The organism is Sphingomonas bacterium (assembly GCF_028289855.1).
Classification (GTDB): Bacteria; Pseudomonadota; Alphaproteobacteria; order Sphingomonadales; family Sphingomonadaceae; genus Sphingomonas.
The window spans coordinates 1-23,922 of the sequence record NZ_JAQGKZ010000080.1; the positions used below are offsets into that span (position 1 = coordinate 1).

28 protein-coding genes and 1 riboswitch are annotated in these 23,922 nt (G+C 66.0%); of the genes, 12 read left to right on the forward strand and 16 right to left on the reverse strand.

Features of this window, described 5'->3' with window-relative positions:
* Positions 1-297 (forward strand): hypothetical protein (locus tag JWM94_RS08945; RefSeq protein ID WP_299425215.1); only part of this gene is annotated, 297 nt, incomplete at its 5' end.
* Here JWM94_RS08945 and JWM94_RS08950 read toward each other — a convergent pair.
* The gene (locus JWM94_RS08950; RefSeq protein WP_299425218.1) at positions 298-1,698 is read right to left on the reverse strand and encodes a peptide MFS transporter; all 1,401 of its coding nucleotides are present in this window, start codon (positions 1,696-1,698) and stop codon (positions 298-300) included. It abuts the gene before it with no gap.
* 104 nt (positions 1,699-1,802) lie between these two features.
* Here JWM94_RS08950 and JWM94_RS08955 point away from each other — a divergent pair, with 104 nt between their 5' ends.
* Genes JWM94_RS08955 through JWM94_RS08970 form a run of 4 tightly spaced genes read left to right on the forward strand, consistent with a single transcriptional unit; the run spans position 1,803 to position 6,450 of the window.
* Positions 1,803-2,393, forward strand: a complete 591-nt coding sequence (locus JWM94_RS08955) for a hypothetical protein (RefSeq protein ID WP_299425221.1) — start codon at positions 1,803-1,805, stop codon at positions 2,391-2,393.
* Positions 2,394-3,749, forward strand: coding sequence for a peptide MFS transporter (locus JWM94_RS08960; protein WP_299425223.1), 1,356 nt, complete (start codon positions 2,394-2,396; stop codon positions 3,747-3,749).
* Positions 3,750-3,793: 44 nt separating this feature from the next.
* Positions 3,794-5,038 (forward strand): putative DNA modification/repair radical SAM protein, encoded by a 1,245-nt coding sequence (locus JWM94_RS08965; protein WP_299425226.1) that lies wholly within the window; start codon positions 3,794-3,796, stop codon positions 5,036-5,038.
* Between the two features lie 32 nt (positions 5,039-5,070).
* The gene (locus JWM94_RS08970; RefSeq protein WP_299425229.1) at positions 5,071-6,450 is read left to right on the forward strand and encodes a UdgX family uracil-DNA binding protein; all 1,380 of its coding nucleotides are present in this window, start codon (positions 5,071-5,073) and stop codon (positions 6,448-6,450) included.
* Here the strand turns inward: JWM94_RS08970 and JWM94_RS08975 are convergent, their stop codons facing one another.
* The gene (locus JWM94_RS08975; protein ID WP_299425232.1) at positions 6,451-7,188 is read right to left on the reverse strand and encodes a hypothetical protein; all 738 of its coding nucleotides are present in this window, start codon (positions 7,186-7,188) and stop codon (positions 6,451-6,453) included.
* A gap of 119 nt (positions 7,189-7,307) precedes the next feature.
* On the opposite strand from JWM94_RS08975, the gene JWM94_RS08980 reads away from it, so the two are divergent.
* Complete coding sequence (locus JWM94_RS08980; RefSeq protein ID WP_299425234.1) at positions 7,308-7,937, forward strand: DedA family protein; 630 nt, start codon at positions 7,308-7,310, stop codon at positions 7,935-7,937.
* Here JWM94_RS08980 and JWM94_RS08985 read toward each other — a convergent pair.
* The 12 genes from JWM94_RS08985 to JWM94_RS09040 form a co-directional block, all read right to left on the reverse strand.
* A complete protein-coding gene (locus JWM94_RS08985) occupies positions 7,924-8,622 on the reverse strand; it encodes a DJ-1/PfpI family protein (RefSeq protein ID WP_299425237.1) in 699 nt (232 codons plus the stop codon). The genes JWM94_RS08980 and JWM94_RS08985 overlap by 14 nt on opposite strands.
* Positions 8,623-8,637: 15 nt before the next feature.
* Positions 8,638-8,717, reverse strand: a riboswitch (ZMP/ZTP riboswitch).
* Complete coding sequence (locus JWM94_RS08990; RefSeq protein WP_299425240.1) at positions 8,704-10,095, reverse strand: hypothetical protein; 1,392 nt, start codon at positions 10,093-10,095, stop codon at positions 8,704-8,706. It overlaps the preceding riboswitch by 14 nt.
* A 1-nt stretch (position 10,096) precedes the next feature.
* Positions 10,097-10,606, reverse strand: coding sequence for a DUF2306 domain-containing protein (locus tag JWM94_RS08995; RefSeq protein WP_299425243.1), 510 nt, complete (start codon positions 10,604-10,606; stop codon positions 10,097-10,099).
* A gap of 147 nt (positions 10,607-10,753) precedes the next feature.
* A complete protein-coding gene (locus tag JWM94_RS09000; RefSeq protein WP_299425245.1) occupies positions 10,754-11,206 on the reverse strand; it encodes a hypothetical protein in 453 nt (150 codons plus the stop codon).
* A 28-nt stretch (positions 11,207-11,234) separates the two neighbouring features.
* Positions 11,235-11,771, reverse strand: coding sequence for a demethoxyubiquinone hydroxylase family protein (locus tag JWM94_RS09005; RefSeq protein WP_299425248.1), 537 nt, complete (start codon positions 11,769-11,771; stop codon positions 11,235-11,237).
* On the reverse strand, positions 11,768-12,238 hold the full coding sequence (locus tag JWM94_RS09010; RefSeq protein WP_299425250.1) for a disulfide bond formation protein B: 471 nt from the start codon (positions 12,236-12,238) through the stop codon (positions 11,768-11,770). Before JWM94_RS09010 ends, JWM94_RS09005 begins: the two co-directional genes overlap by 4 nt.
* Before the next feature lie 7 nt (positions 12,239-12,245).
* Complete coding sequence (locus JWM94_RS09015) at positions 12,246-13,568, reverse strand: S41 family peptidase (protein ID WP_299425253.1); 1,323 nt, start codon at positions 13,566-13,568, stop codon at positions 12,246-12,248.
* 40 nt (positions 13,569-13,608) lie between these two features.
* On the reverse strand, positions 13,609-14,808 hold the full coding sequence (locus JWM94_RS09020; protein ID WP_299425255.1) for a peptidoglycan DD-metalloendopeptidase family protein: 1,200 nt from the start codon (positions 14,806-14,808) through the stop codon (positions 13,609-13,611).
* A 3-nt stretch (positions 14,809-14,811) separates the two neighbouring features.
* Positions 14,812-15,234, reverse strand: coding sequence for a 23S rRNA (pseudouridine(1915)-N(3))-methyltransferase RlmH (locus JWM94_RS09025; protein ID WP_299425257.1), 423 nt, complete (start codon positions 15,232-15,234; stop codon positions 14,812-14,814).
* A gap of 125 nt (positions 15,235-15,359) precedes the next feature.
* Positions 15,360-15,677, reverse strand: coding sequence for a ribosome silencing factor (gene rsfS, locus JWM94_RS09030; RefSeq protein ID WP_299425571.1), 318 nt, complete (start codon positions 15,675-15,677; stop codon positions 15,360-15,362).
* Between the two features lie 77 nt (positions 15,678-15,754).
* Positions 15,755-16,369 carry a nicotinate-nucleotide adenylyltransferase gene (locus JWM94_RS09035; RefSeq protein ID WP_299425261.1) on the reverse strand — a complete coding sequence of 205 codons (615 nt, stop codon included), beginning with the start codon at positions 16,367-16,369 and terminating at the stop codon, positions 15,755-15,757.
* 25 nt (positions 16,370-16,394) lie between these two features.
* Positions 16,395-17,669: a glutamate-5-semialdehyde dehydrogenase gene (locus JWM94_RS09040; RefSeq protein ID WP_299425265.1), complete on the reverse strand. Its 1,275-nt coding sequence runs from the start codon at positions 17,667-17,669 to the stop codon at positions 16,395-16,397.
* 95 nt (positions 17,670-17,764) lie between these two features.
* Here JWM94_RS09040 and JWM94_RS09045 point away from each other — a divergent pair, with 95 nt between their 5' ends.
* Positions 17,765-18,826: a DUF3667 domain-containing protein gene (locus JWM94_RS09045; RefSeq protein ID WP_367185876.1), complete on the forward strand. Its 1,062-nt coding sequence runs from the start codon at positions 17,765-17,767 to the stop codon at positions 18,824-18,826.
* A gap of 64 nt (positions 18,827-18,890) precedes the next feature.
* Here JWM94_RS09045 and hisN read toward each other — a convergent pair whose 3' ends face one another.
* A complete protein-coding gene (gene hisN / locus JWM94_RS09050; protein WP_299425275.1) occupies positions 18,891-19,673 on the reverse strand; it encodes a histidinol-phosphatase in 783 nt (260 codons plus the stop codon).
* 63 nt (positions 19,674-19,736) lie between these two features.
* Here hisN and JWM94_RS09055 point away from each other — a divergent pair, with 63 nt between their 5' ends.
* From JWM94_RS09055 to ung, 3 genes are all read left to right on the forward strand, one after another.
* Positions 19,737-20,282, forward strand: a complete 546-nt coding sequence (locus JWM94_RS09055; RefSeq protein ID WP_299425279.1) for a peroxiredoxin — start codon at positions 19,737-19,739, stop codon at positions 20,280-20,282.
* A gap of 67 nt (positions 20,283-20,349) precedes the next feature.
* Positions 20,350-21,426 (forward strand): GGDEF domain-containing protein, encoded by a 1,077-nt coding sequence (locus JWM94_RS09060; protein ID WP_299425284.1) that lies wholly within the window; start codon positions 20,350-20,352, stop codon positions 21,424-21,426.
* A 332-nt stretch (positions 21,427-21,758) separates the two neighbouring features.
* On the forward strand, positions 21,759-22,439 hold the full coding sequence (gene ung, locus JWM94_RS09065) for a uracil-DNA glycosylase (protein WP_299425288.1): 681 nt from the start codon (positions 21,759-21,761) through the stop codon (positions 22,437-22,439).
* On the opposite strand, the gene JWM94_RS09070 is transcribed toward ung, so the two are convergent.
* On the reverse strand, positions 22,434-22,919 hold the full coding sequence (locus JWM94_RS09070; RefSeq protein ID WP_299425293.1) for a 2'-5' RNA ligase family protein: 486 nt from the start codon (positions 22,917-22,919) through the stop codon (positions 22,434-22,436). The genes ung and JWM94_RS09070 overlap by 6 nt on opposite strands.
* Before the next feature lie 68 nt (positions 22,920-22,987).
* Between JWM94_RS09070 and JWM94_RS09075 the strand changes: the two genes are divergently transcribed.
* Together JWM94_RS09075 and JWM94_RS09080 are read left to right on the forward strand one after the other, a co-directional pair.
* Positions 22,988-23,413: a VOC family protein gene (locus JWM94_RS09075; protein WP_299425297.1), complete on the forward strand. Its 426-nt coding sequence runs from the start codon at positions 22,988-22,990 to the stop codon at positions 23,411-23,413.
* A gap of 62 nt (positions 23,414-23,475) precedes the next feature.
* On the forward strand, positions 23,476-23,922 hold the full coding sequence (locus tag JWM94_RS09080; RefSeq protein WP_299425302.1) for a pyridoxamine 5'-phosphate oxidase family protein: 447 nt from the start codon (positions 23,476-23,478) through the stop codon (positions 23,920-23,922).

A 23,922-nucleotide genomic window follows, 5' to 3' on the forward strand; every position in this document is an offset into this window, starting at 1 on the left:
GAGCAGGCGCTGACCGCGGTGGCGCTGATCTTCGGGCTGTTCCTGACCAACCCGGCGCCGATTTGCGTGCTCGACGAGGTCGACGCGCCGCTCGACGACGCCAATATCGAGCGGTTCTGCGACTTGCTCGACCGGATGTGCGCCGAAACGCGCACGCGCTATCTGATCGTCACGCACAACGCCGTGACGATGAGCCGGATGCACCGCCTGTTCGGCGTGACGATGATCGAACGCGGGGTCAGCCGATTGGTATCGGTCGATCTGGGCGGGGCGGAGACGCTGCTCGCCGCCGAATGATCACTCGGCCACCGGCTCCAACAATTTTCCGAACAGCAGTTTGGCCACGAGGAACAGGACCGCCGCGGCGAGGATCGTCCCGACGTGGATCCACCAGAACTGCCCCACCGGCATGACGTCGAGCCACGCGCCGACCTTGCCCGACAACACGCCCGCGCCGAACAGGAACAGATAATAGATTCCGATCATCGTCGCCGCGATCGAGCGCGGCGCCGAACGCGAATAGAGCGCGAGGCTGACCGGAAAGACGTTGGCGAACCCGATATTGTTGAGCGTGTTGACGACCGGCGCGATCCACAGCGGCAGCTTGGCGCCGGTCGCGGCGGCGTGCTGGCTCATGACCGCCAGCAGGATGAAGGCGGACGACGACAGCAGGCAACCGATGATGATCTTGCTCAATTCGTCGGGCTCGCGCCACCGCGTTCCGTACCAGCGCCAGAACAACACCGCGCCCGCCATCGTGATGAACCCGGTGATCGAATCGAACGACACCAGATAGGTCGTAGGCCAGCGAATCCCGAACAGCACGAAATCGTAGCTGCGATTTGCCCAGACGAGATAGGCGTTGAACATCTGCTGATTGCTCATGCCGCCGAGCGCGAGCACCGGGATCAGCGCGAGCAACACCAGCAGCACCTTGACGTCGCGCGCGGCCATTTTGGGTGCCGTCGCTTTCACCATCCGCATGCGCGGCGCTTCGGGCGGCAAGTGACGCCGGCCGAACAGATAGATCACCAGCCCGATGATCATCCCGACGCCGGCCGCGCCGAACCCCCAGTGCCAGGCGACCTTTTCGCCCAATGTGCCGCAGATCATGGCCCCGAAGAACGCCCCACCGCTGATCCCGAGATAATAGATCTGGAACCCGTCCGCCGCGCGATTGTCGCCGGGGCCGTACAGCGCGCCGACTTGGCTCGCGAGATTGCCCTTGAGGCAGCCGACACCGATGACGAGCAACAGCAACGCGGCCAGGAACGAAACGTCGAACGCCATCAGGAAATGGCCGGCGCTCATCAACAGCGCGCCGAGCGTCACCGTCCGCGTCTTGCCAAGCCAGCGATCGGCGAGCAGCCCGCCTAGGATCGGCGTGACATAGACCAAAGCGGTGTAGCTGCCGACGATGTAGGAGGAGAGCGCCTGGACGTTCGGTGCCGCACCATAGATCGCCGTCAGCACGCGCTCGAACGCGGCGAAACCCGCGACATGCTCGACATGCCCCGGCAGCAACAGGGCGCTGGTCAGGTATAGCACCAGCAAAGCGGACATGCCGTAATAGCTGAACCGCTCGAACGCCTCGGTCCCGGCGATGACGGGGAGACCCCAAGGGTGGCCGAGGAACTCTCCCTTGTGCGGCGGCTGCATCAGCGCGTCGGGGCGAACGTCCGGTTCCTCGATCGTCATTCCCACTATCCCGCTATGATTTCCTGACCTAGCCTAGCGCGGCGAGTCCCACTGGAGAAGGACGTGCCATGCGATTTCGAATCGTGATTGTCGCGGCGGTTGCGATGGTGCTGTCGGGCTGCGGCTGGGTCGGGCCGCCGCTGTACAAAGGCGATCCTACAGATGCTGGGCCGATCAAACCGGGCCTCTACAAGATCGATGTTCTCGGCGACGGCAAACCTGCGCACCTCTACCGGATCGCGTGGCTGCCCGATGGGTCGACCAGCTGGACGCCGCTCAGGTCCAAAAAGAAAGAAGAACCGTGGCGCCAAATTGCGGTGCGTTTTGCCGTGCCTGGACGCCAGGTGTGGATTTTGCAGGATGCGCCCGACGAAGGTCAAACCCAAGTCGACTATGGCTTGGCGGAACTCCACGCCGATATTCTTTGGGTGATGCCGTTCATCGATTGCGACTCGACGGCGGAGATCGTCCGCGCGGCTGGCGGCGAGGTTGAGGATAATGAGGCAAGCAATGTCGTCGAAGCAAACGACATGTCGCCATCGATAGACCCGCCCACACCGAAGATTTCGGAAAAACCGACGGGACAAAGATGCCGGTTCAAGGATCGGGATTCGCTTGAGCGGGCATTGCGCGCCTACATTGCTAGCAATCCCACCAAATGGGTGCGCGTGCGGTTCAAGAGGATCAGTGACTAGATGGCCACGCCGAACACCACATACGTAGTTCGGTTCGGCCACCCGCGCGGGCTCTATTACCTCGCTTTCACCGAAACGTGGGAGCGGTTCAGCTATTATGGCATGACCGCATTGCTGACGCTCTACATGGTCCAGCAACTCTTCCTGCCGGGTCATGCCGAGCATGTGATCGGGCTCGCGGGATTGCGGCACGTGTTCGAATGGCGCGGGCCGATCAGCGATACCGCGTTCGCGTCGCTGATCTATGGCTGGTACGGCGGGTTCGTCTATTTCACCCCGATCCTGGGCGGGCTGATCGCCGATCGCTGGCTTGGGACCAAAAGGACGGTGGTGCTCGGCGCGCTGCTGATGGCGGGCGGGCATCTGGCGATGACGTTCGACGCCAGCTTCCTGCTCGCGCTCGCGCTGCTGATCGCCGGGTCGGGGTGCCTCAAGGGCAACATTTCCGCCCAGGTCGGGCGGCTGTATCCGGAGGCCGCGGAGAGCTTACGGACGCAGGGCTACACAATCTTTTCGGCGGGGATCAATGTCGGCGCGGTGCTCGGGCCGCTGACCTGCGGCGGGCTGGCCGCGGCCTATGGCTGGCATGCGGGGTTCGGTGCAGCGGCAGGGCTGATGCTGCTCGCTCTAGTCATCTACCTCGCTGGGCAGCGGCACTTGCCCGACGAGCGTCCGCGCGGCGCGGACAAGGTCGTCTATGCACCCCTCACCCCGGCCGAGCGCAAGCGCACTGCGTTGCTCGTCGTCGTCGCGGCGTTCACGCTGTTCCCCAATGTCGCCTATCCGATGATCTGGAGTATCGGCGTGCTGTGGATCGACCAGCACGTTTCGCTGGCCAGCCCGTTCGGCCAAGTGCCGGCGTCGTGGTTCAATTCGGTCGATGCGTTCGCGAGCATCGTCGCGGTGCCGCCGCTCGTCGCGCTGTGGGCGCGGCAAGCCAAGCAAGGGCGTGAACCGCACGACGTGACCAAGATCGGGATCGGCTCGCTGCTGACCGGCCTGTCGGCGTTGTTCTTCGTCGCCGGGGCGCTGCTGCCCGGCGCCGACGGCAAGACCGGCGTCCTGTGGGCGCTCGGCGGGTTCTTCGGGATGGGGGTGGCGTTCCTCTATTACTGGCCAGTGCTGCTCGCGCTGATCAGCCAGGCCGCACCCGCCAAGCTCAACGCGACGATGATGGGCGGGGTGTTCCTGTCGTTCTTCGCCGGCAGCGTGATCGCGGGTTGGGTCGGCAGTTTCTACGATCAGATGAGCCCGGCGAAATTCTGGTCGATCGACGCTGCGATCGGAATCGTCGGGGGTGTGATCGTCCTCGCGCTGGCGCGGCCGTTGGCGAAAGCGTTGGCGCCCGCCGACTAACCTGCGGCAGTGACTTCCGGCTCCCAGGAACATATAATGAACAAATGGCTCAACTCGATACCCGCGCAAAACTCGCGATCCTCGCCGACGCCGCAAAATACGATGCCTCGTGCGCCTCGTCCGGATCGGTCAAGCGCGACTCGCGAAACGGCAAAGGCATTGGATCGACCGATGCCGGGATGGGGATCTGCCACGCGTACGCGCCCGACGGACGGTGCATTTCGCTGCTCAAGATCCTGCTGACCAACAGCTGCATTTTCGACTGCCATTATTGCATCAACCGCAGGAGCAGCAACGTGCGCCGCGCGCGGTTCACGGCGGAAGAGGTCGTCCAGCTGACGCTCGCATTCTACCGGCGTAATTATATCGAGGGGCTGTTCCTGTCGTCGGGGATCATCGGCTCCCCGAACTATACGATGGAGCAGATCGTCGAGGTCGCGCGGAGCCTGCGCGAAGATCACGATTTTCGCGGGTACATCCATCTCAAGACCATCCCCGACGCCGATCCCGAACTGGTGCACCAGGTCGGGATGTATGCCGACCGCGTGTCGATCAACGTCGAACTGCCGACCGCGAGCGGATTGAAACGGCTGGCGCCCGAAAAGTCGGAGGCGCGGATCGAGGGCGCGATGGCGGCGACCAAGGCCGACATCATCGACACTGCCGACGCGAAGAAGCGCTACAAATCGGCGCCGCGTTTCGCCCCCGCGGGACAATCGACCCAGATGATCGTCGGCGCCGACGCCGCGACGGACCGCGATATCGTGGCGAAGGCAGCGGGGTTGTACGGGCGGTTCAACTTGCGGCGCGTCTATTATTCGGCGTTCTCGCCAATCCCCGACGCCAGCGCCGTACTGCCCTTGAAACGCCCGCCGCTGATGCGCGAGCACCGGCTGTACCAGTCCGACTGGCTGATGCGGTTTTACGACTATTCGCCGCAGGAGGTCGCCGACGCCGCCGACGATACGGGTATGATGCCGCTCGACATAGATCCGAAGCTAGCCTGGGCGCTCAAGTTTCGCGGGCGCTTTCCGGTCGACGTCAACCGGAGCCCGCGCGAGATGCTGCTGCGCGTGCCGGGGCTGGGCACGCGCGCGGTCGACAAGATTATCGCGGCACGCCGCTGGCGGCGGCTGGCGCTGGCCGATGTCGGGCGGCTGACCGTCAGCCTGACCAAGATCCGGCCGTTTCTGATCGCCAGCGACTGGCGCCCGGTCGCGCTTGCCGACAAGCTCGACGTTCGAACCTTAGTCGCGCCCAAGGTCGAGCAGATGGAATTGTTCGGATGAGACCGGCGCGGTCGCTGAACGGTTGATCCGCGATGCGCGTGATCACGCTCGGCGCCGAGGACGATTTCGACGGCTGGCGCGACGCGGTGCGCGGGCTGGTGCTCGACCATGTCCCGCCCGAGCTGGTGGTGTGGCAAGTCGGCGACGGGCCAGGCGAATTGTTCGTCGGCACGGCGCCCGCCCAGCCGCCGATTGCAGGCGCGTTCTCGGTGCCGCGGCCATTCATCGACCTCGCGCGCAACGCGATCCTCCACAGCGACCGCGAGCGGTTCGCGTTGCTCCACGCCTTGCTGGCGCGGTTGCGCGATCAACCCAAGTTGATGGACGACCAGGCCGATCCGCTGGTGCGCAAGCTCGAAGGCTTCGCCAAGGCGGTGCGCCGCGACATCCACAAGATGCGCGCGTTCGTGCGGTTCCGCGAAATGCAGGACGATGGCGGCACGCGCTACGTCGCGTGGTTCGAGCCCGAATTCCACATAGCTCGCGCCAACGCCGCGTTCTTCGTCAACCGCTTCGCCACGATGCGTTGGTCGATCCTGACGCCGGATATCACGATCCATTGGGACGGCAAAAGGCTGACCGAAGGCCCGGGTGCGACGAAGGCGGACGCCCCCCATGGCGATCCGGTCGAAGCGGTGTGGAAGACCTATTACGCGTCGATCTTCAACCCGGCGCGGGTTAAGGTCCGCGCGATGCTCAAGGAAATGCCGCGAAAATATTGGAAAAACATGCCCGAAACCGCGTTGGTGCCGGGGTTGATCGCAAGCGCGCAGGCGCGGGAGAGCGAGATGGTGGCGACCGCGAAGGCCAAGCCGGGCGGCAATATCGAGGCGGCGTGGGCGGCGCTGCGCGAGGAGGCGATGGGGTGCACGCGGTGCCACCTCTACAAGCACGCGACGCAGACCGTGTTCGGCGAAGGGCCGGTCGATGCCGAGATCATGTTCGTCGGCGAACAGCCCGGCGATCAGGAGGATTTGTCGGGCCATCCGTTCGTCGGCCCGGCAGGGCAAATGTTCGACCGCGCGCTGGCCGAAGCGGGTGTGGACCGGGCGCGCGTTTACGTCACCAACGCGGTCAAGCATTTCAAATACGAACTGCGCGGCAAGCGCCGCATCCATGCGAAGCCAGACGCGGGGGAGATCACCGCATGCCGCTGGTGGATCGACCAGGAACTCGCGCTGGTGAAGCCGAAGATGACCGTAGCGCTCGGCGCGACCGCCGCGCGCAGCCTGTTCGGCAAGACCATGACGATTTCGCACGAACGCGGGCGTGTGCTCGAACTTCCCGATGGCGGTGCGGCGTGGATCACCGTTCACCCGAGCTATTTGCTTCGCCTGCCCGACGAGGCCGCCCGGCGCGAGGAATATGCCAAGTTCGTCGCCGACCTCAGGGCCGCGGCGGCGGCAGCCTGATTAATTATCCGGGATACCGTCGCCCGACGTGTCGGCGGAATCGGTCTCGCGTGGACGTGGCGCGTCGCTGTCGTCCGCCGGCTTCATCTCACTCGACACCGGCGCGAAGGCGCCACCACCGCCCGTCGGGCAGCCGCGGCGGCGCAGCGCATCCGCCATCGCCTGAAGCTTGATCGTGTTGCGCGCGCCCTCGCCGATCGCCTGGCTCAGGTTTTGTGGCCTCTCCTGCGGACGCATCTCCGCCTCCGCTTCGCCCGCCTCGCGCCATTTCTCGATCATCTCACGGCAATCCTCGGCGCTCGCGCGCGGGCCGTCGGTCAGCTTGTTGAGTTCGCCTTCGACCGCCAGCGAGAACAACCCGGAGGTGATGCCGACCGATCGGAACGCCGGGGAAACGCTGTCGTCGGGCGCATCGCCGCGCGCGACGCTGGTCGTCACGCGCGTTCGCTTGCCGCCGTCGAGCGGCTCGAAATTCGCCGTCATGGAGATCGCGACCTTGTCGCCGCTCATCACCCACCATGTCATATGATCGGCGGCTTTTTCGAGGCGGATGTCGGGCAGCGTGCCGCCCGACGCTTTCGGGTCAGTGCCGGGATTGCCGGGCTGCGCGGTGATGTCGAGATCCTCGAGCGCGGCGACCACCTCGCTCTGCGGCTTGTCGACCACGTGTGAGTAACCGTTGCCGCAACCCGCGAGCGCCATCGCCAGCAACCCCATTACCATGCCACGCCTGATCATCGCCGGTCCCCGCAATTCCGACAGCGACCTTGTCCGATCAACCCTAAAGAATCGTTGAAACTTAACGGTTAAGGATCATCGCTTGACCGTTCGCACGCGCTCCCGCATCGCCCGAGGTCATGATCGAACACATTCTCGGCTGGCTCGTCGGCGTGGTGAGCGCCGTTATTTCGGCACTCGGTTATCCCGGCATCGTGTTGTTGATGGCGATGACCAGTATGGGGATCGCGATCCCGTCCGAACTGATCATGCCGTTCGCCGGCTTCCTGGTCGCGCAGGGCAAGTTCAGCCTGATCGCGGCGGCGACCGCGGGGGCGGTGGGCGAGAATATCGGCGCCGGCATCGCGTACGAAATCGGCAAGCGCGGCGGGCGGCCGCTGATCCTGCGCTATGGCCGGTATTTGCTGATCGACGCGCCGCACGTCGATGCCGCCGAGCGGTTCTTCACGCGGTGGGGCAGCGCGGCGGCGCTGGTCGGGCGTTTGCTGCCGATCGTCCGCAGCTTCATCGCGTTTCCCGCCGGGATCGCGCGGATGAACCGGGTGAAGTTCCATCTGTTCACGACGCTCGGCTCATGGCCGTGGTGCTTCGCGCTCGCCTGGGCGGGGATGAAGCTCGGCAAGGCGTGGGACACCGACCCGCGCTTGCGCGCAGCCTTCCATTCGGCCGAGGCGGTGATCGTCGTCCTGCTGGTCGCGGCGGTGGCGTTCTACATCTGGCACCGCATCAAATCCGTCAGGAAGGGTTGAGTCCTTCCGCCACGGCGCGCGTCCGCGCGTCGCGGTCGCCCGCCAGCCGCGCGACCATCGCCTTGTAGCGCTCGAGGATTGCAGGCTCGACCTTGTCCGGAGAACCCGCATCGAACGGCGGCTGGGGATCGTATTCGACGCTCAACTGGACGAACTTGGCATGGTCCGGCCCGCGGATCGCCGCGATCAGCGCCAGCGCGAAGTCGATTCCCGCGGTCACCCCGCCGCCAGTCACGCGGTTGCGATCGAACACGTAGCGTTCGTGGACAGGAATTGCCCCGAACGGCTCGAGGTTATGGTGCGATGCCCAATGCGTCGTCGCGCGATATCCTTTCAGCAACCCCGCCGCGCCGAGCAGGAGTGCACCGGTGCACACCGCAGTCACCCACTGCGCTTGCTCGCCCGCCGCGCGGACCCAAGCGACGGTCTCCTCATCCTCCATCGCCGGAACCACGCCGAACCCGCCGGGGACGCACAGGATATCGGGCATCCGCGCGGTGGCGAAGGTCGCGGTCGGCTGGAGCGTGAAGCCGGCGTCGGTCATCACCGGGTCGAGCGATTTGGCGACCAGCTCGATCGTCGTATTGCCCATGCGCGTCAGCACTTGCGCCGGGCCGGTAAAGTCGAGTTGCGTGACGTCGGGGAACAGCACGAAGCCGATATGAAAGGGCGGAAGGCTAGCCATGACGGGTCTCCTTGTGATGGATGCCCAGGCGAGCGGCTTTCTCAGGCTACGCTCCCCTGTGGTGTCCCACGGTTTCGCCAGTCACGCAGCGCCTGCGGGTCTAGCCGAGCGGCGGACGCTCGCCAAGAGCAGGACAGCGAGCGGGATCGCGATCACCACATACAGCGCCACTCCGGCGAACGGTGTCCAGCCGAGGAAATCGCTCGGCAAGGTGCGCAGCACGCCGGTCGCCCAGTCGGTCTTGAGGATCGGATCCCACAGCGGAAATTTATACTCATCGGGCGTCGTGATGTTGGCTGCGGCGATGGCGAGGTTGATCGCGATCGACACGCCCAGGACTGCGGCGGCAAAGGCGCGCTCCCACCAATAGATGCGGTTCGCCCAGAAGGTCGCCAGCCCGATCGCGAGCAAGCCGATCGAAGGCACCGAATGGCGCGGGCCGGTCGAATGGCCGCCGTCCCAATAGACGTACGCCGCATTTACCAGCAGCACGACCACCGCGGCGCTCGCCAGCGTGATCGCCAGCGCGCGATGCCGCTTGCTCAATTGCCACAGCCCGAACGGGCTCAGGATCAGGATTGGTGCCACCCACAGCATGCCGCGGCGCAAGCCTACGACGATCTCCGACAGCACCGCGAATTTCGGGCTGGTCAGCCCGAACAACCCCTCGTTCATCCCCGGGAATCCATTCACCCCCTGATAGCCGAGCCGGAACGGCGTGCCGAACGCGACCATGTTGTAAGCGATCAGCGGGATCAGCAACACCGCGGCGCCGGCCAGAGCGGCGGCGGCGAGGGAGCGTGGCGCACGCAAGCGGAATGCGCCCCACAGAGCGATGATCGACCCGGCGAGCACTGCCTGGAACTCGATCAGCACCGCCAGGCCCAGCGCGGTGCCGGCAATCGCTGCGAACTCGATCGCGCGCTCCTCACCGCCGCGCCACAACGCCCACACCGCAATGACGAACAGATCGGCCACCGGCGCGTGGCCGAACAGGGTAGTCGACCATCCCCAGACCGGGGTGCCCAGCGCAAAGGCGAGGCTGGCGAACAGCGCGCCGCTCGCGCTGCCGCTGGTGCGCAGCGCGAGATCGTAGAGCGCGACCGCCGCCAGCGCGGTCAGCAGCGCGCTGACCGACGCCACCGCGAGCCGCAGCCGCACCGTCATCCAATGCTCGAACGGTGCGTTCCACACCGATTTCGGCGTCGGCGGCCGCGTCGAGACATGCTCGGCGATCGCGGCGGCGGGGAGCGCGAGCAGCGTCATCCCCGGGGCTTTGTCGAGATAGACGTGTCCGCCGAATTCGGCCTTGTCGATCGTCAGCGACTGGAACTCGTCGATCCTAGCATCGTGATGTTCGACCAGCGCGATCGCGGCGAACATCCGCGTCGAATTGTTGGGGTTGAGCGCCCAAGATCCGAACCAGACGCATGACAGCCAGACCAGGACGAACAGCAGGAACCGCGTGCGCATCTCAGCCGAACAGCCAATGCCCGAGCAGCCGCGTTTCGAGCAGCGTGAAATAGCCCGCGACGATCAATGCGCCGGTCACCAGCCCGCGCACCGTGCCGCGATGCGCGGCGACATTGTGCTTGCGCGCGGTCAGCCAGACGCGCGGCGCCATGATCAGCACGAACACCGACAGGATATGGATGACGCTGAAATGGCCGGGATTGCTGTAGCGCACGAACAGCGAAATCGCCGCGGTCGCGACCATCGCGCTCACCCAGACCTTGCCGAGCAGCCGGTGAATCTTCGTGCCACGCAGGCCCAGCAGTATGTACGGGGTCAGCGCCAGCGCGACCACGATCGTGGCAAGGTGCAGCCATACGCCGCGCGGCACCTGGCTCCACTGCGCCTGCCCCTTGGCCAGCGCGACGATAACGATGACGAACAACGCCACGGCGACCGCCGCCAGCAGCTTTTCATACCAATCCGGCGTGATCGACTTGATCGGTTTGTTCTTGATGAAAAGGCTGGCCATGCGTCCCCCCGGCTGGAGAGGCGACTCTAGAGCGATTGTGCGCGTAAAAGAATCGCTTTTGCGAGCGTAGCGACGCAATCCAGCGTAGCGCGTGAGCGTGGATTGCTCCGCTGCGCTCGCAATGGCGGGAATAAGCCGATCAGGCGGCTAGTTGGTCCGCTGGCCTTCCTTCTCGTCGGTGTCGCGTTCCTTGTCGACCGCCTTGCTTTCCTTGAACTGTTGCCGTGCGCAGCCGACGCCGCCGCCCGGCCCGACCGCGGAGCACGAGCCGATCCCGGTCCCGCCGGTGTCGAGCACGCCCTGCGCGCGCAACGCCCAGCTCTGGTTTTGCGGCGTGATCTTGAAGTCGCGCAATTCCTTGGGAACGCGGAACTGCTCGGCCGCGTCGCGACGCGTGCAAATGACGATCTCGGCGCCGTTGGCGTCGGTCGGGCAGCGCTCGTTGCCGTATAGCACGAGCACGCCGTTGACCGGCGCGTTCTTCGACACGGGGCCAGTGCCGGTCGGCTTGGCCGGCGGCGGCACGCCGGGGCCCTGCACTTGTTGCGCAGCAGCGGGGAGCGCGATGCCCGCCGCCACTATGCCGATCAGGATCCTCACGTCCTCGTCTCCTCTTCCCCGTCACGCCTTATAGGCGCTTCGCCGTGGCGATGGCCAGCCGGCAGCCGAGCCGGATCGCCGCCGACATCAGCGGATAGGCCGGCGCGGCCTCCGCCCCGTGCTTCAGCGCGGTCGCGCGATGTTCGACCTCGTCGGCCTGAAAATCGGCGATCGCCGTCGACAATTCGGGGTCGCTATCGCCCAGTACCTGAAGCTGCTGTGAATAATGCTTGTCGATCTCGGTTTCGACCGCGGCGGTGCACGCCATCGCGGCTTCGGGCCCGATCGCCGCGGTCACCGCGCCCAGCGCGAACCCCGCGACGCTCCAGAACGGCTGCAAGACGGTCGGGCGGACGCCGCGTTTTGCCATCATCGCGTCGAAAAAGGCGCGGTGGCGTTCCTCCTGCCGCGCCATCCCGGCAATTTCGCGCGCCGCCGGGCTGCGGTCGCCCATCACCGCGTGCTGGCCGGCATAGATGCGGATCGCGCCATATTCGCCGGCCTGATCGACGCGGATCATCGCGTCGCTGGCCGGGCTGCGGTCGCCGGGGCGCCAGCTGCTCATCCCGCGCGGGTTCGCTTCGCGAGAAACCGGAACACCGCCGTCGCACCGGTCAGCGAAATGATCGCGTTGAACCCGGCGAGCGAGATGCCGAACAATTTCCATTGCGCCACGTCGCAGCGCACGATCGGCGCCCTGAGCAATTGATCGATCAGACTGCCGCTGCCGCTCATCGTCGTGGTGCAGGGGGTGAAACCGTTCCACCAATGATATTCGACCCCGGCATGCGCGACGCCGATTGCGCCGCTCACCGCGATAGCGATGGCGGCGAGTGCGACGAGTAACCGGACCGGGGCGCGCGGCACGAAGGTCAGCAGCGCGAGGACGAGTGCGGCGTAGTGCGGCCAGCGCTGCCAATGGCACATCTCGCACGGGTAGAGGTGGCCGATCAGCTGCGATCCCCACGCTCCGGCGAGCAATGCAGCCGGGATCAGCAGCGCGAGTGCACGGGCCTTGTTGGTGTCGGTCACGCTTGCCTCAACGCTTCGCCATCGTCGGCACGCGCGACAGCCGGCCGAGCGTCTGGAGCGCGTAATAGAGCTGGAAATCGGTCACGCCGCGCTTCTTGAGCTCCGCAGGGGTGGCGGCGAAGCGCGGGTCGGGTTTGGTGTCCTCTTCGAGGATCACGTTGTCGGCCTTCACTTCGTTGACCAGATGCTTGCGCAAATCGGCCTCGCGGAACACCGGGCGCGACTTGTAATCCTCGTCCGAAATCTGCGGCACCGCGATATCGGGGCGGATGCCGCCTTCCTGCACCGACCGGCCCGAGGGCGTGAAATAGCGCGCGGTAGTGAGCCGGAGCGCGCTGTCGGGGCCGAGCTGGAGCAACGTCTGGACCGATCCCTTGCCGAACGATCGTTCGCCCATGATCAGCGCGCGGTGATGATCCTGTAGCGCGCCGGCGACGATTTCGGACGCGGATGCGGTGCCGGCATTGACCAGAACGATGATCGGCAAGCCCGCAGCGTCGTCGCCCGGCTTGGCGAAATAGCGTTCGATATCGGCCTTTTCGCGCCCGCGCTGGCTGACGATCTCACCGTCCGACAGGAACGCGTCGCTGACCTCGATCGCCTGGCTCAGCAACCCGCCGCCATTGTCGCGCAGATCGACGACGTAGCCGAGCGGCTTGTGCCCCAGCGCCTTGGTGATCCCGGCGATCGCGGCGCGCGTATCGGCGCCGGTATTCTCGCTGAAGGTGTTGATGTTGATGTAGCCGATGCCGTCCTTGACCTCCCATTTGACGGGTTTCTGGACGATGATCTCGCGCACCAGCGCGACTTCGATCGGCTTGTCGCGGCCGGGGCGGACCAGCGTCAGCGCGATCTTGGTGCCGGGCTTGCCGCGCATCGACGTAATCGCTTCGTCGAGCGTTTCGCCATAGATCAGCTGGCCGTCGATATGCGTGATATAGTCGCCCGACTTGATCCCCGCGCGAAACGCCGGCGTGTCCTCCTGCGGGGCGATCACCTTGACCGCGCCGTCCTGCATCGTGACGGTCAGGCCGAGCCCGCCATAATTTCCCGTCGTCAGGATCTGCATATTCTGGAAATCGACCGCGTCGACGTACGAGCTATGCGGGTCGAGGCTGGCGAGCATGCCGTCGATCGCACCGCGCACCAGCGCCTTGTCGTCGACCTTGTCAACGTAGGATGCCTTCACGCGGTTGAAGACCTCCATGAACTTGTCGAGCTCGCGATAGGTGTCGCTGTCCGACGCGGCGGTGGCCGATGTCGCGACGGGGACGAGCGCGATCGCGCCGGCGATGGCGGTCGCCTGAAGCCAGGAAAATGCACGAGCCATGGGAGTAAGCGGTCCGATCGATACAAAGTGTCGGGGCTGTTTAGCCGGTCAGCGCCACAGGGTCCACCGGGCGGCCCTTGCGGCGCAGTTCGACGGTTATGCGGCGGTCCTCGCCCGGTTGCGCGGCGCCGATCAGCGCGCCCTGTCCGATGGGCTGGTTGAGTTTGACCGATAGCGTGCCGAGGCCAGAGACAAGCGTAGTCCAGCCGCCGCCATGGTCGATGATGACGACGTTGCCGTAGCCGCGAAACGGTCCGGCGAAGACGATTTTTCCCGCGGCGGGCGCCATCACGTCGGCTTCGCCCGGCACCGCAAAGGTCAGCCCGCGCGCGGTCACGCCGCCGTCGGATATCTCGCCGAACCCGGTGACCAGCTTGCCCGTGGCGGGCAATCGCCACGGTGCCGAGCCGGTATCCCACGGCAGCGCACCGGGCGGGATTTCGCCGGGTTGGACGGGGCGGGGGAGCGGTCCGGGGAGCTGCGCCAGCGCACGTCCCGTGCTGGCGGCGTCGCCGGTCGTCTGCATCTGATCGACCAGGTCGCGCGCGCGTTCGCCCAGCCCGATCGCGCGGTCGCTTTCGGCGAGCGCGCTGCGGCTGAAATTCTGCGATTTGAGACGATGCTCGGCCTCGAGCCGGGCGAGCGCGATGCGGTTGCTCTCGAGCCGCCGCCGGCTGTCGGTCAGGCTTTGCGCCGCAAGCAAGGCATCGGCGCGCAGCCGTCGTGTGCGGTCGAGCTCGCCGCGCAACCCGGCGGTGCGCGCCTGGACCAGCGGCAGCGTGCTGCCGAGCACCGCGCGGACATGGACGAGGTCGGCGACCGACCCCGGCTGCACCACCGCGACCGCGCTGGGGCGTTGCGCGAGCGAGCAGAGCGCGGCGACGAGGCGCGCGATCGGGCCCTGCTGTACGGCGAGCTGCTGCTGCTGGTCGCTCAGCAAGCGATCGACCAGCGCGATCCGCGCTGTCGCCGCCGTGATGTCGGCCTGCGCCTGCTGCACCTTGGCGGCGAGCGCTTGTTCCTCTGCCAGTGCTTTTGCCGCTTGATCACGTTCGGCATTGGCGGCGGCGTCGAGCTTGGCCGCCCGCTCTGCGGCAGCGGCGGATTGCGCGCGCGCCGCGACCAGCCGGCGCTGCTGGTCGGCAATCTCGGGCGCGGAATCGGATTGGGCGTTGCCCTGCGACGCCATCAGCGCAACCGCGAACGGGGCGAGAACGACCGGGATCAACGCATACCGCATGCCCTATCCTTCGCGATGATAGGGATGGTTGGCAAGGATGCTGGATGCGCGCCATAATTGCTCGGCGAGCATCGCGCGGGCCAGCATGTGCGGCCAAGTCAGCCGGCCGAACGATACCAGCCAGTCGGCGGTAGCACGGTCGGCATCGGCAAAACCGTCCGCCGCGCCAATCAGGAAGCGGACTTCTCGTACCCCCTCGTCGCGCCATTTGCCCAGCCGATCGGCGAACGCGACCGAGCCGGGCGTGTCGCCGGTCTCGTCGAGCAGGACGATTTTGGTTTGCGGGTCGAGCGCGGGCATCTTGCCGCCCATGTCGGGGAGTTCGGTGATCCGGGTCGGCCATGCGACGCGCTTGAGGTAGCGATCGACCAGTTCGGCTTCGGGACTACGTCCGATCCGTCCCCTCGCCACGAGGTGGAGGAGCATCGATCAGCTCTCCGCCTTATCCGTCATGCCGGAACTGATCCGGCATCCCGCTTCTTCTGCTCGTTGGGTAAGAAAGTGGGACCCCGGATCAAGTCCGGGGTGACGACGATGGTTGTGCGGCAGCGTCAGTGCGCCAACGGCGTCGGCGCGTCGCCGAACGACCACATCCGTTCGAGATTATAGAAGCTGCGCACTTCGGGCCGGAACAGATGAACGATCACGTCGCCGGCATCGATCAGCACCCAATCCGCCGTCGGTAGCCCCTCGATCCGCGCGGGGCGGCCGGTTTCGGCCTTGATCCGCTCGGCGAGCTTTTGCGCCATCGACGCGACCTGACGCGTCGACCGCCCGCTGGCGATGACCATATGGTCGGCGATCGACGACTTGCCGGCGAGCGGGATCGATATCGTGTCGACCGCCTGATCGTCGTCGAGGCTCGCCATAACGAGCTGGTGCAGCGCCTCGACGCTTTCGGCATCGGACGAACGATACGCATTGGGAGATGTGGCCAAGTCGGTTCCTAGTGAGTCGGTGGGTCGGCGGGACGGCGCGAATAATGGCGCTGCCAGCCGGGATCGGCTGCACGCAGCCGCGTTGCGGAGGTCGGATCAGGGCGAAAACGCAGCAGCACGAGGGCTGGCAATCTCCACTTCGTCCAGTTCTTCGCCTGGTGTGCGGGCCGGAAGAAGCGCCGCAACCAACCCAAAGCGGGAAACGCCCGGGCAGCATGATCATAGCCCGGACGCGCGATCACCGCAATCGGGATCGACAACGCGATATGGCGCCACCCTTTCCACTGGTCGAACGTGAGCAGATTGTCCTCGCCCATCAGCCAGATGAAATCGTGTCCGCGGTACAGCCGTTGCAGCTTGGCGAGGCTATCGACGGTGTAGCGCGTGCCGAGCCGCACCTCGATCGCCGACACGCGGATCGGTGCATGCCCCGCCATCTTGCGCGCCGAGGCGAAGCGGACGCTGAACGGCGCCATATCGGTCGCCTTGTCCTTCAGCGGATTGCCGGGCGAGACCAGCCACCACACCTCGTCGAGCCCCAACGCCTCGATCGCCGCGAGGCTGATCGCGCGATGCCCCGAGTGCGCGGGGTTGAACGACCCGCCGAGAAGACCGACGCGCATCAGACCGAAGCCCTGAAAAGGTGGCTCAAGGGCGGACCTGCCCGGTACCGCGGCCGACCCATTTGTAGGTGGTCAGCCCCTCAAGCGCGACCGGGCCGCGCGCGTGGAGGCGGCCGGTAGCGATACCGATTTCTGCGCCAAGGCCGAACTCGCCACCGTCGGCAAACTGGGTCGAGGCGTTCCACAGCACGATCGCACTATCGACCTGCGCGAGGAAGCGTTCGGCGACACTCGCGTCCTCGGCCACGATCGCGTCGGTGTGGTGCGATCCATGCCGCGCGATATGCGAGAACGCGCCGTCGAGGCCATCGACCAGCGCGACGCTGGCAATCGATTCGAGATATTCGGTGTCCCAATCGGTCGCCACGGCCGTGCCGATCGCGGGATCGAGCGCGCGCGCGGCCTCGTCGCCGCGCACCTCGCAGCCGGAGGCGGCCAGCGCGCCGATCAGGTCGGTGGCGTACGGATATTCGCGGTCGATCAGCAATGTCTCCATCGCCCCGCAAATCCCGGTGCGGCGCATCTTGGCATTGACCACGATGTCCGCCGCCATTGCCGGATCGGCCGAGGCGTGGACGAAGACGTGATTGATCCCGTCGAGATGCGCGAGCACCGGCACGCGCGCTTCGGCCTGGACACGCGCGACCAGCCCTTTGCCGCCGCGCGGCACGACCATGTCGATCACGCCCTCGCCGGCCAGCATCGCGCCGACCGCGGCGCGATCGGTCGTGGACACGAGCTGGACCGCATCGGCCGGCAGCCCGGCTTCCGCCAGCCCGGAAACGATCGCGGCGTGGATCGCGCGGTTGCTCTCGACTGCTTCCGAGCCGCCGCGCAGGATCGCGGCATTGCCCGCGCCGAGGCAGAGCGCGGCGGCGTCGGCGGTGACGTTGGGGCGGCTTTCGTAGATGATCCCGATCACCCCGATCGGCACGCGCACGCGCGACAGCTTGATGCCGTTGGCAGGTTCGGTGGTGTCGATGATATCGCCGACGGGATCTTTGAGCGTCGCGATCGTCGCGACCCCGTCGGCCATCGCGGCGACGCGCTCGGGGGTCAGCTTCAACCGGTCGAGCATCGCGCGCGACAGGCCGGCGGCCGTGGCATTGACCATGTCAGTATCGTTGGCGGCGAGGATATCTGCTGCGGCATTTTGGATCGCCTGTGCGATCGCGAACAGCCCGCGCGCCTTGTCGGCGGTGGCCAATTGCGCCAGCGCGCGCGCCGCCACGCGCGCGCGCCGACCCATCGCGGCAATCAACGCGGTCGGATCGAGCTCGGTATCGACAATCGTGGCCATGACTGCAGCGGTATCACGCGTACGTCGCGCTGCCAAAACGGTATCGCCTTTCAGCCTGCAAATGCTATCCATCGGAGATGAGTGGGGGAATCGAGGTGGCCGGCGATATCGCGACCGGCGCATTGCTGGGCCGGGCGGTCGAGCCGCGCGCCGGCGAGTCCGGCGGCGGGGCCGCGCAGGGCGTCTGCCTCAATTGCGGTACCGCGCTGATCGGTGAGTTCTGCCACGCCTGCGGCCAGAACGGGCATGTCCACAAAACGCTGAGCTCGATCGGGCACGATTTGCTCCACGGTGTGTTCCATTTCGAGGGCAAGGTGTGGCGGACCTTGCCGATGCTGGTCGCGCATCCCGGCCAGTTGACGCGGCGCTATATCGACGGCGAGCGGGCGCGGTTCGTGTCGCCGCTCGCGCTGTTCCTGTTCTTCGTCTTCCTGATGTTCGCGACGATCAGCAGCCTGGGCGGCGCAAGCGACATGAATTTCGACGCGACCCCGCGCTCGCGCGAGGAACGGATCGCGGCGGTGGACGGCAACATCGCCAAGACTCAGGCCGAGTTGACCAAGGCCGAAGGGCTCGCCGCCAAGGGCGGACCCGGCGCCGAGGATGCCGCCAGCGACATCGTCGGGCTGAAGGCGACACTCAGCGGCCTCAAGGTTGCGCGCAATACGATCGCGACCAGCAAGGACGGCCACACCCGCGTGACGCTGAGCGATGCGAAGACCGGCTGGGACCGGCTCGACCACGGCATCGCCAAGGCCAATGCCAACCCCGAGCTCGCGCTCTACAAGCTGCAATCCTCGGCGTACAAATATAGCTGGGCGCTGATCCCGATATCGGTGCCGTTCGTGGCGCTGATCTTTCTGTGGCGGCGCAAGTTCAAGCTGTACGACCACGCGATTTTCGTGACCTATTCGCTGTCGTTCATGCTGCTGCTGGTGACGGCGGTGACATTGCTGATGATGATCGATGCGCCCGGCGTGATCACGGGGTGCCTGATCGCCTTCGCCCCGCCGGTGCATCTGTTCGCGCAATTGCGCGGCACCTATGGCCTCAACTGGTTCTCGTCGCTGTGGCGGACGCTGGCGCTGATGCTGTTCGGGATCATCACGCTGACCTTGTTCGCGATGTTGCTGCTTGGGCTAGGATTGATGGAATAAGCGCTGTTTGGAATTCAGCTTCGCTGAATCCGCACGGCACGGCCATGCGCGCGAGCGCATCAAGTCAGTGCCCGTGGCAGGCCAGCGCCTCGAGAATGTCGTCGATTCGCGCCGGGTCACCGGCAGCGACGACGTCGCCGGCACTCGCGGCGGTCAGCGGGTCGCCCGCCCAGTCGCACATCCGCCCGCCCGCGCCTTCGACTACCGGTACCAATGCGGCGAAGTCGTGGAGCTTGAGCCCGGTTTCGACGACCACGTCGATCCATCCCGAGGCGAGCGTGCCGTAATTGTAGCAATCGCCGCCGAGCACGACCGACCGCACCGCGGCGTCGAGATGCTCGAAGGCGTGAAGCTCGCCGTCGCCGAACAGAGCGGGCGAGGTCGTGGCGAGCAGCGCGTCCTTGAGGTCGCGACAGGCACGCGTCGCGACGGGCTGGCCATTGAACGTCGATGGCCGCCCGATCGCGCCGACCCAGCGTTCCTTGAGGATCGGCTGGTCGATCACCCCGATCGCCGGCCAGCCGTCGATGACGAGCGCGATCAGCGTCCCGAACAACGGTCGTCCGGCGATGAATGCGCGGGTGCCGTCGATCGGGTCGAGCACCCATTGCCGGCCGGTCGAGCCTTCGGATGTGCCGAATTCCTCGCCTGCGATCCCATCGCGCGGCACTTCCGCGGCGAGGAGCGCGCGCATCGCTTGCTCGGCGGCGCGGTCGGCGATGGTGACGGGGGATTGGTCGGCCTTCGTCTCCACGTCGAAAGCGGCGCGGAAATACGGCCGGATCGCCGCGCCGGCGGTGTCCGCGAGGCGCTCCGCAAGTGCGATATCGGCGTCGGTGATGCGCATGGTGACGGCCCTAGCGGTACGCGCGGCGCGGGTCTAGAAAGCGCTCAACCATAGGAGAGTCCCATGCGCCTTCGCCTTCTTGCGCTTCCGCTCGCATTCGCCGCCGTGCCCGCGCTCGCCATATTGTCGCCTGGTGCGAAGGCGCCCGATTTCACCACGCGCGGGGCGATCGCCGGCAAGGTCTTCAAGCTGACGCTGTCGGAACAACTCAAGAAGGGGCCGGTGGTGCTCTATTTCTTCCCAGCGGCGTATACCGGGGGGTGCAACCAGGAAGCGCACGATTTCTCCGAAGCCGTGCCGCAATTCCAAGCGGCGGGCGCGCAAGTGATCGGCATGTCGACCGACACGGTCGAGCGCTTGACCAAGTTCAGCCAGGAAAAATGTGCCGGCAAGTTCGCGGTCGCCAGCGCGGGGCCGCGCGTGGTCAAGGCGTATGACGTCGATCTCGGGCGGATGGTGCCCGACGTCGAGACCAAGAAGCTGCGCGCTGTGACCAACCGCACCAGCTACGTCATCGCGCGCGACGGGACGATCCGCTTCGTCCATTCGGACCTGAGCGCCGCCGACCATGTCCGCCTGACGCTGGAGGCGGTCCGCGCGCTGAAATAGCGGAAACGCCATTTTTACCGTTTTTCGCTACGCCGCTCCCCGGGGATAATGGGGAAACGGAAAACCAGTGGCTAGCGCTGCGCAGACCAGTCAGCCGTTCGGGCCGTCCGATCGCCTTTATGGGGCGATCGGCGCCTTTTTGGCCGACCATCGGCTGAGCGTCGATCCGGTCAATTACACGTTCGCGCACCGCTTGCTGAGCCAGCCCAAGGGGCCGCTCGCCGCCGCCGTGGCACGCGTGACCGATGGCGGCGTGCGGCTGACCTCGCGCGACATCGAGGATATGGGGTTTCAGGCCGGAGCTGCCGGCGCGACCGTCGCGCGGGATGACGCCGACGATGACGACAAGCCAACCGAATCACCCAATGCAATGATGCAGGCGCTGGTCGCGCGCACCCAGATGCAAGTCGAGGATTTTGCCGACACCGTCGCGACGATGCGCGCTGAAACGCAAGTGTTCGGGCGCGATCTACTGGCCGGCGCCGACGCAATCCGGTCGGCGAGCGGCGCGACGGGCGAGGACATCACGCGGATGGCGACCACGATGCTCGATCGCGTCCAGGCCGCCGAAGAACGGCTCGCCACCGCGACGGTCGAGGCCGAGGCGCTACGCGTCGAACTCGAAGCGGCGCGCGACGATGCGCGGCGCGACCCGCTGACCGGGCTCGCCAACCGGCGTGCGCTCGAGGATGCGTTCGCCGCGGCGTCCGAGGAGAACGTGCCGATCTGTATCGCGCTGTGCGACATCGACCGCTTCAAGTCGGTCAACGACCGGTTCGGTCACGCCGTCGGCGACCGCGTGCTCAAGGCGATCGCCGAGGCGCTGCGCGAGGCGTGCGGCGAGCATCTCGTCGCGCGCTATGGCGGCGAGGAATTCGCCATTCTGTTCACCGGCGTCACGGTCGATGCGGCGGTGGCGACGCTCGACGGCGCACGCGGCGCGGTCGCCGCCAAGCGCTATCGCTTGCGCGAAACCGACGCACCGCTCGGCGCGGTGACGTTTTCGGGTGGCGTCAGCGTGCATGAGGCGGGCGAAGTGATGGGATCGGTGATGGGCCGCGCGGATCGATTGCTCTACGCCGCCAAGCACGCCGGGCGGAACCAGATCAAGGCAGGTGGCGAAAAATCCCAACTGGCGGCGTAAAATATCCTTCTATTCTGGCGGATTTCGCCACTCGCTAGCCGGGTAATTTACGATATTCTTGAATTTCAACAGTTTATAAAACTGGCATGCTCCCTGCAATCATTGCAGCATCGGTCATCGGGATCATCCGAGGCCGCCACAATATGAAGGGATTTCACCATGTCGATCCGTTTCGTCTCCGGCCAGGCCGTTTTCTCGATCTTCAGCGCGCTGATCTGTTCGGCGGTCCTGATCAACGTCGCCACCTCGCTCGTCCCGGTCGCCTGACCGGGACGCGCGTCCATCGCGGCGCGCATTGACACGGGCGGCCCAATCGCGATCAACCTCGCGCGATGGCCGTCAAGCTGCACCCGACCTGGCTGGAACCGCTGCAAAGCGAGTTCGCCCAAGATTACATGGCGGCGCTGCGCGCGTTCCTCGTTGCCGAGAAAGCCGCCGGCAAACGCATTTTCCCACCAGGCGCCGACTGGTTTCGCGCGCTCGATTTGACGCCGCTCGACCGGGTTCGCGTCGTCATCCTGGGGCAGGACCCTTATCATGGCGCGGGGCAAGCGCATGGGCTGTGCTTCTCGGTCCGCCCCGGCACGCGCACCCCGCCGAGCCTGGTCAATATCTACAAGGAAATGGAGGCCGATCTCGGCATCCCGCCGGCGCGGCACGGCTTCCTCGAACATTGGGCTGAGCAGGGCGTCCTGCTCCTGAACGCGGTACTGACGGTCGAAATGGGTTTGGCCGCGTCGCACCAGGGCCGCGGGTGGGAACGCTTCACCGACGCGGTGATCCGGCTGGTCAACGCGCGCGAGAAACCCGTTGTGTTCATGCTGTGGGGCAGTCACGCGCAGAAGAAAGCGGCATTCGTCGATTCGAACCGGCATTTGGTCCTGCGTTCGCCGCATCCCTCGCCGCTGTCGGCGCATACCGGTTTCTTCGGCAGCAAGCCGTTCTCCAAGGCAAACGCGTTCCTCGTCGCGCATGGCCAAAAGCCGATCGACTGGGCGCTGCCGCCCTTATAGCGCGAGCGCATATTGGCGCTGCCGCAACGGCCAGCGGTCCAGGAGCTCGTGACCCCGGTCGCTCCGGATCAGCAGGAACTCCTCGACGGTCCATCCGATCGGGTCGATCTTGCGCGCCGCTGCGATCGGCGTGCCGCGATAGGCCAGCGTCAGATGCAACCAGAAATTGTGCTCGATCCGCACGCCGCACATCTCAGCCTTTTGCCGCAACAGGCGGTGAAATTCGGTTGCCTGCGGGATGCCCTTCGTGTTGCGCAACAGATTGCCGGCGATCAGATCGAACATCACCCGAAAGGGCTCGACCGCGATGGTGCCGAGCAACCGCCTGAGTTGGTCGAGCCTGGCGGCGGGCCAGTCGGCTTCATCGCCGAGCCGCAGCATGGTGCTGTGCAGGCGGTCGGACGGGTAGCTATCATCGAGGCCATAATGGGCGCGCTGGCCGCAGACCTGGCGCTGCGCGACGAAGGGCGGTTTGATCATGATGTAGAGCATGGCAACGACTCGGTAGTTGTGTTCATGGTATGTTCTAATTGGTGAGGAGTCGAATCATGGATGACGATCAAGCGCGCGGTGCATTCCATCATATCGACCTGAGCGTGCGCGACGTCGCCGCGTCGAAGCGCGTGTACGGGCCGGTGCTCGAATTCCTCGGCTATACCTGCGTCAAGGACGAGTCCGACGGGTGCGAATGGGACATTCGCGGGCGCGAGCCGTTCGGGGGGTCGCTCGGTATCCGCCAGGCGACCAGCGCGGGGACGCACGACGGCTATGCGCCCGGATTGCAGCACCTCGCGTGGCGCGCGGCGAGCCGCGACGAGGTCGACCGGCTCCACGGGCTGCTGATCGAGCATGATATCGCCGTGCTCGATCCGCCGGCGCACTACCCGCAATATTCGGGCGATTATTACGCGGTATTCTTCGCCGATCCCGACGGCATCAGGCTCGAACTGGTCCACGCGCCCGGCTGGATTTGACGCGGGAGCGATTCGGGCGGTGCGCGCGTTGACGCTCCCGAACCAGAACCGGGAGAGCCGCGATGACCAAGACCCTGTCCGAGATCGCCGAAGGCATGCGCGACATCGACTTCACGATGCTGACCACGCACGGCCCCGACAACACCATCGCGGCGCGCCCGATGAGCAACAATCGCGAGGTCGATTACGACGGCGACAGCTATTATTTCACGTGGGATTCGTCGCTAATGGTCGCCGATATCGCCCGCGACCCGCGCGTCGCGCTGACCTTTCAGGGCAAGGCCGGCCTGCTCGGGATGCGGCCGTTCTTCGTCGCGGTCGAAGGCGAGGCCGACGTGATCCGCGACAAGGCACGCTTCGCCGAGCATTGGTCGAAGGGTCTCGACCGCTGGTTCGAACAGGGCGTCGATACGCCGGGACTCGCGATGCTCCACGTCCGCGCGACGCGGATTCATTATTGGGACGGCGAGGACGAGGGCGAGGTCAAGCTCGCGGCCGTCCCAGCCTAG